Annotated in this window: 13 protein-coding genes; 3 read left to right on the top strand and 10 right to left on the bottom strand. The window is 58.6% G+C overall.

Translation table 11 applies throughout. The annotated features are described in order from the left end of the window. Positions 1-22 precede the first annotated feature (22 nt). Complete coding sequence (locus ACU4F7_RS13900; RefSeq protein WP_481637159.1) at positions 23-820, top strand: M14 family metallopeptidase; 798 nt, start codon at positions 23-25, stop codon at positions 818-820. A 165-nt stretch (positions 821-985) separates the two neighbouring features. On the opposite strand, the gene ACU4F7_RS13905 is transcribed toward ACU4F7_RS13900, so the two are convergent. Together ACU4F7_RS13905 and cutC are read right to left on the bottom strand one after the other, a co-directional pair. Next, the gene (locus ACU4F7_RS13905) at positions 986-1,210 is read right to left on the bottom strand and encodes a YgdI/YgdR family lipoprotein (protein WP_024559052.1); all 225 of its coding nucleotides are present in this window, start codon (positions 1,208-1,210) and stop codon (positions 986-988) included. A gap of 271 nt (positions 1,211-1,481) precedes the next feature. After that, positions 1,482-2,231 (bottom strand): copper homeostasis protein CutC, encoded by a 750-nt coding sequence (gene cutC / locus ACU4F7_RS13910; protein ID WP_029591925.1) that lies wholly within the window; start codon positions 2,229-2,231, stop codon positions 1,482-1,484. Positions 2,232-2,313: 82 nt separating this feature from the next. On the opposite strand from cutC, the gene ACU4F7_RS13915 reads away from it, so the two are divergent. After that, entirely contained in the window at positions 2,314-3,450 is a 1,137-nt protein-coding gene (locus ACU4F7_RS13915) for a MalY/PatB family protein (protein WP_481637160.1), read from the top strand. Here ACU4F7_RS13915 and ACU4F7_RS13920 read toward each other — a convergent pair. The 3 genes from ACU4F7_RS13920 to ACU4F7_RS13930 form a co-directional block, all read right to left on the bottom strand. Continuing rightward, positions 3,440-4,606 carry a zinc-dependent alcohol dehydrogenase gene (locus ACU4F7_RS13920; protein ID WP_029591927.1) on the bottom strand — a complete coding sequence of 389 codons (1,167 nt, stop codon included), beginning with the start codon at positions 4,604-4,606 and terminating at the stop codon, positions 3,440-3,442. The two genes, ACU4F7_RS13915 and ACU4F7_RS13920, sit on opposite strands and share 11 nt — an antisense overlap. A 4-nt stretch (positions 4,607-4,610) precedes the next feature. Next, positions 4,611-5,153: an SRPBCC family protein gene (locus tag ACU4F7_RS13925; protein WP_481637161.1), complete on the bottom strand. Its 543-nt coding sequence runs from the start codon at positions 5,151-5,153 to the stop codon at positions 4,611-4,613. A gap of 121 nt (positions 5,154-5,274) precedes the next feature. Continuing rightward, positions 5,275-5,841, bottom strand: coding sequence for a VOC family protein (locus tag ACU4F7_RS13930; RefSeq protein ID WP_029591929.1), 567 nt, complete (start codon positions 5,839-5,841; stop codon positions 5,275-5,277). Positions 5,842-6,019: 178 nt separating this feature from the next. Here ACU4F7_RS13930 and argS point away from each other — a divergent pair, with 178 nt between their 5' ends. Next, positions 6,020-7,756 (top strand): arginine--tRNA ligase, encoded by a 1,737-nt coding sequence (gene argS / locus ACU4F7_RS13935; protein ID WP_024558499.1) that lies wholly within the window; start codon positions 6,020-6,022, stop codon positions 7,754-7,756. A gap of 78 nt (positions 7,757-7,834) precedes the next feature. Here the strand turns inward: argS and bglB are convergent, their stop codons facing one another. The 5 genes from bglB to flhB all read right to left on the bottom strand — a co-directional run bounded on the left by bglB (position 7,835) and on the right by flhB (position 14,444). Continuing rightward, on the bottom strand, positions 7,835-8,974 hold the full coding sequence (bglB, locus tag ACU4F7_RS13940) for a beta-galactosidase BglB (RefSeq protein WP_481637162.1): 1,140 nt from the start codon (positions 8,972-8,974) through the stop codon (positions 7,835-7,837). A 4-nt stretch (positions 8,975-8,978) separates the two neighbouring features. Then, complete coding sequence (locus tag ACU4F7_RS13945) at positions 8,979-10,562, bottom strand: MFS transporter (protein WP_481637163.1); 1,584 nt, start codon at positions 10,560-10,562, stop codon at positions 8,979-8,981. 264 nt (positions 10,563-10,826) lie between these two features. Then, on the bottom strand, positions 10,827-11,222 hold the full coding sequence (gene flhE, locus ACU4F7_RS13950; RefSeq protein ID WP_481637164.1) for a flagellar protein FlhE: 396 nt from the start codon (positions 11,220-11,222) through the stop codon (positions 10,827-10,829). Continuing rightward, entirely contained in the window at positions 11,222-13,300 is a 2,079-nt protein-coding gene (gene flhA / locus ACU4F7_RS13955; RefSeq protein WP_481637165.1) for a flagellar biosynthesis protein FlhA, read from the bottom strand. The genes flhE and flhA overlap by 1 nt, the downstream gene beginning before the upstream one ends. Further along, entirely contained in the window at positions 13,293-14,444 is a 1,152-nt protein-coding gene (gene flhB / locus ACU4F7_RS13960; protein ID WP_029591935.1) for a flagellar biosynthesis protein FlhB, read from the bottom strand. Before flhB ends, flhA begins: the two co-directional genes overlap by 8 nt. Positions 14,445-14,828: the final 384 nt, after the last annotated feature.

Raw genomic sequence — 14,828 nt, forward strand, 5'->3', positions numbered from 1 at the left:
CCGTTTTTCCGGAGCGCCCATTATGACCACCGAAACCGTCCACCGCTGGCCCCTTCCCGCCATCAACGGCTACAGCAACGATATTGATCACTTCGAACATCTTTTTGACGTCCAGGCCACGCGCTGGGGGTTGCAGGAAGTCGAGCTCGGCAGCACCGGACACGGCATGATCTCGCTCTGGCAGTCGGTGGCGGCGAACAAGCGGTTGCCGCACGTGCTGCTTGCCGCCGGGTTTCACGGCGACGAACCGGCAGGAAGCTGGGGGCTGCTTAACTTTCTACAGCACAACTCCCCGCTGCTGCTCGATAAAATTTGTCTTAGCTTTTTGCCGCTGGTGAATTTCAGCGGTATGCGCAGCGGCCAGCGGCTGACCGCAGGCGGCAGAGATATGGCGAAGGGCTACGGCGTCGAGCCGCCCGCTTCTGAGGAAGCCGACCTGCTGCAGGCGAACCTGCCGCTGCTGAAAGAGGCGGCGCGGGACGGCCTGCTCTGCTGCGGCGAGGCGCTGGAAGCGGAACGCGCCTGGCTTTACAGCTGGGAACCGGGAGGCGAGCCGGACGCTTTCTCCCTCACGCTTCGCGATGAACTGGCGGAGTGCTTTCCCTTACACAGCGACGCCTTGCTTGAAGGGTGCCGTTGCCGGGAGGGGATTATTCATAACTATTTTGACGACAGCTTCGCCGCCTGGCTGGTAGCCGAAGGCGCGGCGGTCGCGGCGAGAATTAAAACGCCAGGCAAAGCGCCTTTTGAACAGCGTATATTTGCCCATCACATGCTGACCAGCGCGTTTATTTCCGCCGTCATCAATCGAATGAGTTAATCCATTTCTTAAGGGACTTATTTACGGCGCTGGCTTACCCGCCAGGCGGGCAATAAAACGTAGGTTTATATTGCCCGGCGGGAAGACGTTACTGTCGGCGTCTTCCCATCTGGCAAAAAAAGAAAAACCGCCCGCGGGCGGTTATTTTCAGCCTGCCGGCAGCGATTAATGTTTAATCTCAACCAGTTCTTTTACATCAGCTTTATTGATTTGCTGCTTCACGCCATTGGCGTCTTTATAGCCCAGCAGGCCTGCTTCACTTTCCTGCGGCTTGCCCTGGCTTACAATGGTGCGGCCATCATTGGTGTGAATGGCGTAATTGCTGCTGGAGCACGCCGAAAGAAATAAAGACATCCCTACCAGTACGCCTGTTACGAGTGTTTTCTTCATATCCATCTCCTCATGTTATCTATTTCCTTATAACGTTAGTACATTCTGGCGATATATGCCTGGCAGGATTTAACAACCGCACAAAAATACCCTTTTCGCGGCGCGTCTGTACTTTATGAAAAAAACGCTAAAATAAGGGGGGCGGAAAGAAAACCGACTCGCGTGAGCAAGCGCAGCGGCAAAAGCGATAAAAAAAGCCCCAACAACACATTGGGGCCTGGTACGAGCAAGCATCATATTGGGCGACATGATGCGCGGTAAAAAACGGGCGTTATGAAAAATGACGGGTCGGTGTGAGCGCCGCTTTCATGGCGGCGACCATAGCGCCATCCACAACGTAGCGGGAATACTCATCGGTACGGGCATCGGAAGACATTGAGACATTCGCGTTGCGATAGCGCATTGGCGAAGCTACCTGAACTCCTGCCGAACTGTGAAGTTCGTCAACGCCCCCGGCAATAAAAGCGCCGAGGTTGCTGAGCCGTACACCTGCACCGGCCATAATGATTGGAGCACGGGATTGTGCTTTTAGTTCCCTTAATAATGAAAGTCCTTGCTCCGCCGTCGACTGTTGGCCGGAAGTGAGGATGCGCGCCACGCCTAAATCCGCTAATTCTTGCAGCGCTTTCATAGGGTTAGCGCACATATCAAATGCGCGATGAAACGTCACCGCCATGCCTCGCGAGGCGTAAATAATTTTTTGCATGCGGGGAATATCCACATCGCCCTCTTCGTTCAGCACTCCGGTGACCAGCCCCGGGTAGCCCAGGTCGCGCACGAAGGCGATATCGTCGAGCATCACTTCGAACTCCGCGTCGGTATAACAGAAGTCGCCGCCGCGGGGACGGATAATCGGGTGCACCGGAATTTGCACGCTTTCACGCACCCGCTTTAGCGTGCCCGGCGAAGGCGTCAGCCCCCCCTCCGCGGGCGCCGCGCACAGTTCAATTCTGTCCGCCCCGGCGCGTTCGGCGGTCATCGCGCACGCCAGGCTGTAACAGCAAATTTCCAGCAAAGCCATTGATTTCTCCCTTAATAGCGTCAGCGGTTGTATCGATTTGTCACGGTGCTAGTCTGAAGTAACCACCGGGCAGGAGCAAATCATGACATTCAATTTTGACGAGGGTATCGACCGCCGTCACAGCGACAGCGTGAAGTGGCGGAAATATGGCGAAGCGGTGCTGCCAATGTGGGTGGCGGATACCGATTTCCGCGCGCCGGAGTGCATTACCCAGGCGCTGCAACGCCGGGTAGCGCACGGCGTTTTTGGCTACGGCGCGCACCCGACGGGGCTGGAGGAAGCCACCCTTAACTGGTGCGAGCGGCGCTACGGCTGGAAAGTGGCGCCGCAGTGGCTGGTTTTTATGCCGGGCGTGGTCAGTTCGCTGAACCTTTGCGTTCGCGCCTTTACGCAGGCGGATGAGATTTCCATCGCCCCCACGCCCATCTACCCTCCTTTTCGCCGGGCCGCCGCGCTGGCCGATCGCCAGCAGCTTCTGGCGCCGCTAACGCTTGTGGATAACCGCTGGGTGATCGATCTCAACGCCCTTGAAGGCTACCTCACCGGCCGTGAGCGGTTGCTGATGCTCTGCAACCCGCAAAACCCCGGCGGTACGGTTTATCGCCGTGAAGAGTTGCTGGCGCAGCTGGCGTTTGCCCGCGAGCACGATCTGATCGTCTGCTCAGACGAGATCCACTGCGATCTGCTGCTGGAGCCAGGCGAGCGCCACACGCCCTTCGCCACGCTGAATGAAGAAGCGGCCCAGCGCAGCATTACGCTGATGTCCCCCTCCAAGAGCTTTAATATCGCCGGGCTTGGCGCTTCGGTGGCGATAATCCCCAATCCGGAACTGCGTAAGCGCTTTAGCAAGGCGATGGCCGGTATTGTGCCGCATGTGGATGTGCTGGCGCTGACCGCCGCCGAAGCGGCCTGGCGCGACGGCGAGCCCTGGCTTACGGCGCAATGCGACTACCTGCGCCGCAACCGGGACAGGCTGTGCGATAGCGTAAACGCCCTGCCCGGTCTGCGCGTCGCGTCGCCGCAGGCGACCTACCTTGCCTGGGTGGACGCAAGCGGCCTGGGCGTAGAAAACCCGGCGCGTTTCTTCAACGCCGCCGGGTTAGGCTTTTCGCCAGGCAGCGATTTTGGCGAACCGCAGTTTGTGCGTATTAACTTCGGCTGCACCGCCGCCACGCTTGAGGAGGCGATAAAGCGGCTATCAGGCGCGGTTAAGGTTTAAAAACCGCCCGCACGCAGCCATCCTCTTTACTCTTAAACATTTCATAGCCGCGCGGCGAGTCTTCCAGCGAGAAGCGATGCGTGGCGAGAAAATCCGTACGCAGCTCGCCCCGCTCGGCATGCGTTAACAACGCTTTCATATAGTGCTGACCGTGCTGCTGCGCGGTGCGGATGGTCAACCCCTTGTTCATGGCCACGCCGAGCGGGAATTTATCCATCAGCCCGTAAACGCCAAGAATGGAGAGCGTGCCGCCTTTACGGCAGCAGTAGATAGCCTGGCGCAGCGCGGTGCCAACGTCGGTATGCATGCGCAGCGTCTGCTTGGTTTTATCATAGGCATACTGCAGCCCTTCGCCGTGCGCCTCCATGCCGACAGCATCGATGCAGCTGTCCGGCCCGCGGCCATGGGTCAGCTCCAGCAGCGCCTCATAGATATCCACTTTGGTGTAATCCAGCGGGATAGCGCCCACCAGATCCCGCGCCATCGCCAGCCTTTCCGGGAAACGGTCGATAGCGATAACTTTCTCCGCGCCCATAATATAGGCGCTTTGCGCGGCCATCAGCCCGACGCCGCCGCACCCCCACACCGCTACCGTATCGCCAGGATGAATATTGCAGAAGTCGGCGCCCATGTAGCCCGTCGGCGCGGCATCGGAGAGAAACAGCGCCTGCTCGTCAGGCACCCCATCCGGCACCACAAAGCAGTCGTTATCGGCAAAGGGCACGCGCACATATTCCGCATGGGAACCGGCATAGCCGCCAAAGGCGTGACTGTAAGCGTAAATACCCGCCGTCGGGTAGCCGAGGATCTGTTCCTGCATATGGGCGTTGGGATTGGTGTTATCACAGCAGGAAAAGAGATGATGCTGGCAGTACCAGCATGAGCCGCAGGCGATAAACGACGGCACCACGACGCGGTCGCCGCGCCGGATGTTTTTAACCTCCGGCCCCACTTCCACCACTTCGCCCATAAACTCGTGGCCTAAAATATCCCCCTCCTCCATGCTCGGGATAAGGCCGTCGATAACGTGCAAATCAGAACCGCAGGTGGTGGTCAGCCCCACTTTGATAATGGCGTCGTGCGGGTTGACAAGAACCGGGTCCGCCACGGTTTCTACTTTTAAATCGTTTACGCCGTTCCAGCATAGTGCTCGCATACGCTTACTCCTCCGCTTTGTCCATTCCCCCGTGACGCCCCGCAGGCTGCGGCACGTTGGTGGCGATTTCACCCGTTTCGGCAAGGTTTTTAAAACGGCGTAATGCCTGGCTTAACATCGCCTCCGGCACCATATCCATTTTCTTCGACAGCCATTCGCCAAGAAAACCGCCGGGCGGGTCGAAATGCATGGCGAGCGTCACTTCCGTTCCCCGTTCATCGGAAACCGGCTGGAAAGAGAGCCTGCCGGCGTTCGGCACGCTGGCTTTCTCGTCTGAGGCCCAGCTGATATAGCGGCCCGGCTGCTCGTCCACGATATGCGCGTCCCACTCAAGCTTGCGGCCAAGCGGCAGCTTCACATGCCAGCGGGAAGAGGTGTCGCTCAGGATAGTGATAGTGGCGAAGTGGTACATAATGCGCGGCAGCGTGGTCGGCTCGCGCCAGAGGTGATAAAGCTCCTCGGGGGAGCGGTGAATAAGGATGGATCGACGCAAGCCTTGTTCGTCGTGCCCGGAGGCGGGCCGGGTATTTTCTGCGTTTTGCTGCATTGGTCTCTCCCATAAGGTCGATGGAATGCGCTCTCCTTTTCGTTGTTCTCCTTTTAAAAGCCTCATTAACTATAGTGCAAAAAAACGGGGCAACCCTTTGAAAAACCGCCCCGCTTCGCCATTACCGCCCCTGCCGCTCGCTTTCCACAATCTCTTCGATGGTAAAAGGATGGAACTTGATGGTGACGATTTTATCGGTCACTGCGAGGGTCGGATTGGGCAACCGCTCATTCTCTCCCTTCGGCGAGCTGGTTTTTACCGCAATGCCGGGCTGAGCCAGCCCCTCGTCGGAAAGTAGCGCCAGCGCGCGGGCGTTCAGCGTTTCCGGCGCGCCTGCCAGTACGATTTCGATATGCTCCCAGCCTTCATGCGGGTAGCGCTTCTCGCCAGGCCATGGCAATTCGACGATATGAAAGCGCCAGTGGGCGACGCAGACCGGCTCATGCAGGCGGAACAGGCAGATGGGCCGCCCGTTGATGATATTTTCCGACAGCAGTTCGCCGCACTGCTCAAACCCTTTGCGCCAGCGCTCCGCCGTGGCGTTCTGATGGCAGCGCAAGGAGATGTGGTCGGCGTGCAGCGGCGCGATATCCAGCCCCAGCCGTGCGGCGAGGTCGGTCAGCGCAGTTGTAAAACGGGGCAAATCCCCGGCGATGTCGGTGAGGTCGTTAATAGCCTGCCAGTTCATGGGCGTCTCTCTGTGCGTCAAAAGCCGCTAATCTACCCTGGCGGGCGGCGCGTGATAACCCCTGTCACAGCCGGGCTGACGCCTGTTGTCAAATGCAGTATACTTCCCGCCTTATTTTTTCCATTGTCGTCGCCCTGGCGGATAAAAACAGGCGGCGAGCGTAACGTAAGGTATCCCGGTGAATATTCAGGCTCTTCTCTCCGATAAAGTCAGTCAGGCACTGATTGCCGCAGGCGCCCCTGCGGATTGCGAACCGCAGGTTCGTCAGTCAGCCAAAGTGCAGTTCGGCGACTATCAGGCCAATGGCGTGATGGCTGTCGCTAAAAAACTGGGCATGGCGCCGCGACAACTCGCAGAACAGGTCATCGCCCATCTCGACCTCACCGGGATAGCCAGCAAGGTGGAAATCGCCGGTCCGGGCTTTATCAACATCTTCCTCGACCCGCAGTTCCTGGCGAAAAATATCGACGCCGCCGTGGCCTCCGATCGTGCCGGCGTGGCGAAGGCAGAAGCGCCGCAGACCATTGTGGTGGACTACTCCGCGCCGAACGTGGCGAAAGAGATGCACGTCGGCCACGTGCGTTCCACCATCATCGGCGACGCCGCCGTGCGCACGCTTGAGTTTCTCGGCCATAAAGTGATCCGCGCCAACCACGTCGGCGACTGGGGCACCCAGTTCGGCATGCTGATCGCGTACCTTGAAAAGCAGCAGCAGGAAAACGCGGGCGAAATGGCGCTGGCGGATCTCGAAGGCTTCTACCGTGAAGCGAAAAAGCACTACGACGAAGACGAAGCCTTCGCCGAGCGCGCGCGCGGCTACGTGGTGAAGCTGCAGGGCGGCGACGAATACTGCCGCGAGATGTGGCGCAGGCTCGTCGACATCACCATGACCCAGAACCAGATAACCTATAAGCGCCTGAACGTGACGCTGACCCGCGACGACGTGATGGGCGAAAGCCTCTATAACCCGATGCTGCCGGGCATCGTGGCGGACCTCAAAGCCAAAGGTCTGGCGGTAGAGAGCGAAGGCGCCACCGTGGTCTTCCTCGACGAATATAAGAATAAAGAAGGCGAGCCGATGGGGGTTATCATCCAGAAAAAGGATGGCGGTTACCTTTACACCACCACGGACATCGCCTGCGCGAAATACCGCTATGAGACGCTGCACGCCGACCGCGTGCTCTACTACATCGACTCCCGTCAGCACCAGCACCTGATGCAGGCGTGGACTATCGTGCGCAAAGCGGGCTACGTACCGGAATCCGTACCGCTGGAACACCACATGTTCGGCATGATGCTCGGCAAAGACGGCAAGCCGTTCAAAACCCGTGCGGGCGGCACCATCAAGCTTTCCGAACTGCTGGACGAAGCGCTGGATCGCGCCCGCCGTCTGGTGAGCGAGAAGAATCCGGATATGCCTGCCGACGAGCTGGAAAAGCTGGCGCACGTAGTGGGTATCGGCGCGGTGAAATATGCCGATCTCTCCAAGAGCCGCACCACCGACTACATCTTCGACTGGGACAATATGCTGGCGTTTGAGGGCAACACCGCCCCTTACATGCAGTATGCGTATACCCGCGTGCTCTCTGTTTTCCGCAAAGCGGAGATCGACGAAAGCGCCCTGCAGAGCGCGTCGGTAGTCATTACCGAAGATCGCGAAGCGCAGCTTGCCGCGCGCCTGTTGCAGTTTGAAGAGACGCTGGCGGTGGTAGCGCGTGAAGGCACGCCGCACGTGATGTGCGCTTACCTTTACGACCTGGCGGGCCTCTTCTCCGGCTTCTACGAGCATTGCCCGATCCTGAGCGCGGAAAGCGCCGAGGTGCGCAACAGCCGCCTGAAGCTGGCGCTGCTGACTGCGAAAACGCTGAAGCTCGGTCTGGATACGCTCGGCATCGAAACGGTTGAGCGTATGTAAAGACCAAAATAAGGCCCGCATGCAGCGGGCTTTATTCGGTTCTGACCGTGAAGCGGCCCGCCATTCGGCGGGCCTTTTTTACAGGTACGTTCGCAAAAACTCCGTAAGGGCGAGGATCGCCATCGCCTGACCGTAAGGCATCGAAGTGAGCGGGATCTGGCGATAAAACTCCAGATCGCTTCCCATCCCGGTGCCGAACGACACCTGCAACAGCTCTCCCTGCGGCGAAATATTCGCAATCACGCCTTTGATCGCTTTCTCCGCCACCGGCGCGTACGCCTTGCTGATATAACGCTTACGCACCGCTTTTAACATCCCATAAGCAAACCCGGCCGTCGCGGAGGCTTCCAGATAGGATGTCGGGTCATCGAGCAGCGTATGCCACAGCCCGCTCTCGTCCTGACACGTCGCCAGCGCCGCCGCCTGGTTTTCCAGCACCTGAATCAGATAGCGGCGGGTGGCGTTGTTTTCCGGCCAGTCCATCAGCTCCAGAAAATCGGGGATCACAATGGTCAGCCAGCTGTTGCCGCGCGCCCAGCGGGCGCTGGCGAAGTTATGGCGGCCTTCATAGTTCCAGCCGTGAAACCAGAGGCCGGTCTCCCGGTCCATCAGGTTCTGCACATGCAGCAGGAACTGATAAACCGCCTCTTCCACATATTCCGGCTTGCCGAGCAGCTTGCCGATTTTGGCGAGCGGCAGTACCGTCATCATTAATGTGTCGTCCCACATCTGCTGAGGGTTCTCTTCGGCAAGGGTGATGTGCTGCATGCCGCCGTGCTCGGTGCGCGGCATGTCATACATCGCCCACTCCGCCCAGCTTTCAAGCCAGGGCAGCAGCGCCGGGTCGCCGGTCTCTTCATAGCGATACGCCAGAGTCAAAAACGGCGCCATGGTATTGACGTTTTTGGTGGTCGCCCCTTCGGCGAAACGCGCGCGGAACCAGCTGTCGATAACGTCGCGCATCTGCTCATCGCCGGTCTGGCGATAGTAGTGATACATGCCGTAGAGCCCGACGCCGTGCGTCCACTCCCAGCCCGCCCACCCTTTGGTGTCTATCACCCGCCCGTCATCCAGGCGCAGCAAAAACTGACCGGTTTCATCCTTAATATTGACCAGATTGTCCGTCATCTTATGGATGATGGATTTCAGTTCGTCCCGGGCGATAAAACGTTCCGGCTGGCGCAGCAGCGCGCTGTGTTTAACAGGCCAGACAATCATTAACTTATCCTCTGATGGGGGTTGAATTCAGATCACGCGCATCCTTAAGCGCAGGCGCGGCGGGCTTGTGGCGATTGAGAAAACCGATGTTGTTATTGCCCCACAGGTTTTCATACGGCATGCCGGCGAGCATCTCCACGGTGGCGCGGGCCTGCGGCGTGGCCGATTCGGGGATCGCACGGTTGGCGACGCGCATTTTCGCCGTCTCCTCGCGCAGCACGCTATAGGTTTTCAGGTTGAGCTTAAAGCGCAGCGAGACAAGGAAACCGCAGGCTAACACCAGCACGGTGCCGACGCTTAAAATCAGCAAAATGGTGTGGCTGACGGCAGGCGGCTGGCTGCTCTGGCCGGAGACAAAGCCGGACATCTGCATCACAATTCCCACCAGCATTACCGCGCCGGCCTGCGAGGCTTTACGGGTCAGCGTCATGATGCCTGCGAAGATCCCCTCGCGGCGCTGCCCGGTTATCACTTCGTCCACGTCAGCGATATAGGTGTAGGTATTCCACGGCACATAGTTGATGCCGCCGCGCCCCAGACCCGCCATCGCGGAAACCAGCAGCAGCAGCGAATAAACGTCGCTCAGCCCGGCGTAATACAGCACCGCATAGGAGATGGAGCTTAAGCCGAACAGCACGACCACCAGACGGTAAGAAGGCGCAGGCCCGAAGCGAATGCAGAGCGGGATCATGCCGATAACGGCGATAAACTGCAGAATCGCCATGGTGCCAAGCAGGTTGGATGCCATCGACGGGCTTTGCATCAGCACGAAAACCACATAGTAGGTAAACACCGCGTTGAATACGTCCTGAGCGATATACCCGCCGAGATACATGCCAAGATGCTGGCGGAAAATCTTAATGCGCAGCGTGGAGCCCAGTTCGGTGACCAGACGGCTCAGGCTATGGCGCAGCGTCAGGCTTTTCTTCTCCTCTTCCGCCCGCAGCGCCGCTTCCGTCCACGCCTCGCGCGGCCGCTCCCAGGTAAAGATCCAGACCAGCGTCAGCATGATGGCGCACAGCACCGCAAACACCACGCTTGCGTAGAAGAAAGAGATAGCGTTGTCTTTGCCGAAGTGATTAATCAGGATGCCCGGCAGGAAGGAGGCGAGGATGGCGGACATCTGCGCCATCGAGATGCGCGCGCCGGAGAATTTGGTTTTCTGTTTGAAGTCATCGGTCATTTCCGGCACCAGCGTTTCGTAAGGCACCAGAATCATGGTGTAGACCACGTCAAAAACCAGATAGGTCAGCAGATAGTACCAGTAGTTCATGCCGCCAACCCACATCAGGCAATAGCTAAAGACGCAGGGAATGCCGAGCAGGATAAAAAACTTACGACGGCCGAAGCGCTTGCCGAGCCAGGTAGAGCCGAAGTTATCGGTGAGAAAGCCCATGAGCGGACTGACGACCGCATCCAGCACGCGGGCCATCGCGAAGATAAATGTCGCCTCGATGGGCGTGAGTCCGCAGAAGGTAGTGTAAAAGTAAAGAAGCCATGCGGCGGTTAGCGCTGTCGTCCCTGCGCCGAGGAAATCGCCTGAACCATAAGCGAGATAATTCGCGAGCCCAATTTTACGAGTTTTCATTGCCGTCAACCCTGTGTTTTATGCTGGAAGCCTCCTGGTCAGGAGACGCCATTAACGCTGTCACGGCTAAAGTAAAAGTAAGGCGCAGGGGAAACCTTTTCCTTTTTGCCACCGCCCGGCAGGAACTGGCAAAAATACAAAGAGTTCCGCCACCGGCTTCACCGATTTATAAAACAGCGTTTCACAGGGTTCAAAGCGAGAGTTTAAAAATGCGGGCCAGCCGTCAAAAATGGCTGGCCCGTGAGAAAAGCGGGAAAAGCGGAATTACCGGTAGTTCACAATTACCTGATTGCTAAGCACCTGCAAGCGCGGATAAAGCTTGCCGCCGCCCGGCACTTCCCAGATAAAACGCAGCGGCTCGCTGGCCGGCACGTTAGTAAAAGCCCGCGTGGTGCCGGTCTGCCCTTCTATTTCGACGCAGCGCGACTGCGAGCAGAGGCGCACCAGCAGCCCGGCGGGGGTCGGCCCGACAAGCTCGTAACGCCAGGCGACTACCGTCATTAGCCCGTCAGGCGGCTGCCCGGGCGAAAGCGGCATGGAGGAGATAGCCTGGCCGCGATTGCTCAACGTGATGCCTTTACTGCTCGCCTGCCACGCCCCTTCACCGGCGGCATGGGCCAGCAGGGGCAGCAGCAGAAAAAGCGCTGTAAGTATGCGCATTACTGGCCCCCGATGGTCGCCGTCATGCGAATGTTGCGGTTATCCGAAAGCTCCATGTTGGAGAGCACCACCAGTTGCGGCAGGCTGCGGCGTAAAAAGCGCGACAGTAGCGGACGCAGCGCGTGGTTGACCAGCAGCACCGGCGGCGCGCCCATCGTCTCCTGGCGATGCAGCGCTGCCTGCGCCTGCTCCAGCAGACGGTCGGCCAGACCTGGCTCCAGCCCGCCGCCGCCCTGCAGCGCCTGCAGCAGCAGACGTTCCAGCGCGGTATCAAGCCCAATGACCTGCACTTCGCCGCTGCCCGGGAACCACTGCTGCGTGATAGCGCGGCCCAGCGCCACGCGCACCACGGTGGTAAGCTCGTGCGGATCGTTCTGCACCGGCGCATGTTCGGCGAGCGTCTCCAGGATAGTGCGCATATCGCGAATAGGCACTTTCTCGGAAAGCAGATTCTGCAACACTTTGTGCAGCGTAGTAAGGGTGACAATGCCCGGCACCAGGTCTTCGGTCAGCTTCGGCATCTCCTGCGAGACGCGATCCAGCAGTTGCTGCGCTTCCTGGCGGCCGAAGAGTTCCGGCGCGAACTGACCAATCAAATGGTTGAGATGGGTGGCGACGACGGTGCTCGCTTCCACGACGGTGAAGCCCTGGATCTGCGCCTGCTCTTTGAGCGGACTTTCAATCCAGATAGCGGCGAGACCAAAGGCCGGGTCGACGGTGGCTTCGCCCGGCAGCGTGCCTGCCGCCGTGCCGGGGTTAATCGCCAGCCAGCGGCCAGGATAGGCTTCGCCGCTGCCAATCTCCACGCCTTTCATCAAAATGCGGTAGCGCGCCGGGGGCAAGTCCATGTTGTCGCGAATGTGCACCACAGGCGGCAGAAAGCCCATCTCCTGCGCGAATTTCTTACGAATGCTGCGGATACGGCCAAGCAGCTCGCCATCCTGCTGAAAATCGACCATCGGAATCAACCGGTAGCCCACTTCCATGCCGAGCGAATCTTCCAGCTGCACGTCACTCCATGTCGCTTCCACAGCCTGCGGGTTTTCAGTCGCCTTGACGGGCTGCGCCACCTCGGGCTTCGCCGTTTCGCGACCGCGCATCCACCAGGCGAGGCCTAGCAGCGCGGCGGTAAAGAGCAGGAAAACAAAGTTCGGCATGCCCGGCACCATGCCGAGCAGGCCAAGCACCGCGGCGCTCAGCACCATAACGCGCGGGTTGCTGAACAGCTGCGTCACCATCTGTTCGCCCACGTCCTGATCGGTGGCGACACGGGTAACGATAACGCCGGCGGCGGTGGAGATAACCAGCGCCGGGATTTGCGCCACCAGGCCATCGCCGATGGTCAGCAGCGTATACGCTTCCGCCGCCTGGCCTACCGGCAGACCATGCTGGATAACGCCCACCAGCAGGCCGCCGATGATGTTGATAGCCATGATAAGCAAGCCGGCGACGGCGTCGCCGCGCACGAATTTACTCGCACCGTCCATCGAGCCGTAGAAATCCGCCTCTTGCGTCACTTCCGCACGGCGTTTTTTCGCTTCATCTTCGCCAATCAGGCCGGCGTTGAGGTCGGCGTCGATAGCCATCTGCTTGCCAGGCATCCCGTCCAGTACAAAGCGCGCGCCCACTTCCGCGATACGCCCGGCGCCTTTGGTGATAACCATGAAGTTAATAATGACGAGGATGATAAAGACCACGATGCCGATGGCGAAGTTGCCGCCGACCAGGAAGTGGCCGAAAGCCTCTACTACTTTGCCCGCCGCCGCCGCGCCCGTATGCCCTTCCATCAGGATGATGCGGGTCGAGGCGATATTCAGCGCCAGACGCAGCAGCGTAGTAAAGAGCAGAATGGTCGGGAACGCCGCAAACTCCAGCGTGCGCTGGGTGAACATCGCCACCAGCAGCACCATAATGGAGAGCGCGATATTAAAGGTGAAGAGCATGTCGAGGATAAAAGCCGGCAGCGGCAGCACCATCATCGACAGGATCAGCAGAATAAGTATCGGCCCGGCAAGGATCTGCCATTGCGTCGTTTTCAGGTTGCCCGGCAGGCGCAGCATAGCCACCAGATTAGCCATCAGTGTCCTTCTCGTTCATAAAATCCAGTGCGGCAGGCACCGGAAGGTTTTCAGGTTTTTTCGGGATAAGACCGCCAGCGGTGCGCCAGCGTTTAAGTTGCCATACCCACGCCAGCACTTCCGCCACAGCGGCGTAGAGCTGGCCCGGGATTTGTTGTCCTATTTCCGCGTGACGGTAAAGCGCGCGCGCCAGCGGCGGCGCTTCGAGGATCGGAATGCGATTCTCGTTGCCAATTTCACGGATGCGCAGCGCGACCAGCCCTGCGCCTTTCGCCACCACTTTTGGCGCGCTCATTTTGTTTTCGTCATACTGCAACGCCACGGAATAGTGCGTCGGGTTGGTGACGATAACGTCCGCTTTCGGTACATCGGCCATCATGCGACGACGCGCGGCGGCGCGCTGCTGCTGGCGAATGCGTCCCTTGACATGCGGGTCGCCTTCCTGGTCTTTAAATTCGTCGCGAATATCCTGGCGGGACATGCGCAGCTTTTTCACATGGCTGTGGATCTGCCAGAAAACGTCAAAACCGACCATCGGCACCAGGCCCATCACAATCAGCAGCCCGCAGAGCGCCACCAGGTTGAGGGAATTGCCGAGCGCCTCAAGGGGCGATTCGCTTATCAGCCGCAGCATGTCCGGCCAGTTGTGCCACAGATACCAGCCGGTAACGATGCCGACCAGCGTCGATTTCATCAGCGCTTTGAGCATCTCCGCCAACGCCTGCGAGGAAAACAGCCGCTTGACGCCAGAGATAGGGTTAAGTTTACCGAAGTTAAAGGTGACCGACTTGGCGCTAAAGAGCACGCCGCCTAACAACATCGGCGCGCCAATCGCCACCATCACCAGGCCAATCATCAGCGGCATCAATGCCAGCAGCGCCTGCTTAATCAGCGAACTGATGAAACTCACCGTCAGCCGGGGGTCGTTAATGATACTGTGGTCGAAGTGCAGCCCGCCGGAGAGCATGGCGGCCAGCTGGCGGGCGAGCGTCTCCCCGCCCATCCAGATAACGCTTAACCCTACCAGCAGCATCAGCAGGGAAGTCAGTTCTCTGGAACGGGGGATTTGCCCCTCCTCACGCGCTTTTTCTAGTCGGTGGGGTGTGGGGGCCTCTGTTTTGTCCTCGTCGCTATCTCCGGCCACTTCGCAAACTCTCTAGCCAATTCGTCACGCGTATCATGCCAGAGCGTGCTGAGGTCAATGGGCCGAAAAACCCCGCTAATCACCGTCTTTTATTCTCTTTGCTGATGAAACACAGCGCGCTGGCGGAAGTGATTCCCAGATTCTGAAAAGCTCGTTTTTTTGTGGACCACACTACCCCTCCAGAAATCCAATTATTATGAAAAATAAATAAGCCTATTCCTTAATTAGCATCCCTTCTGAGGATTTGCCCTGATTTTTGTTTAAAAAAAAACAGAAAAACAAGCGAACATATTTGAATAACGCATTAGTCAAATTCAAAGGATAATTGAAAATTATATTCACCAAATTTATACTGACCCTACTAAAAAAGAATCGCAAAAGCCG

Source organism: Franconibacter pulveris (assembly GCF_056780215.1).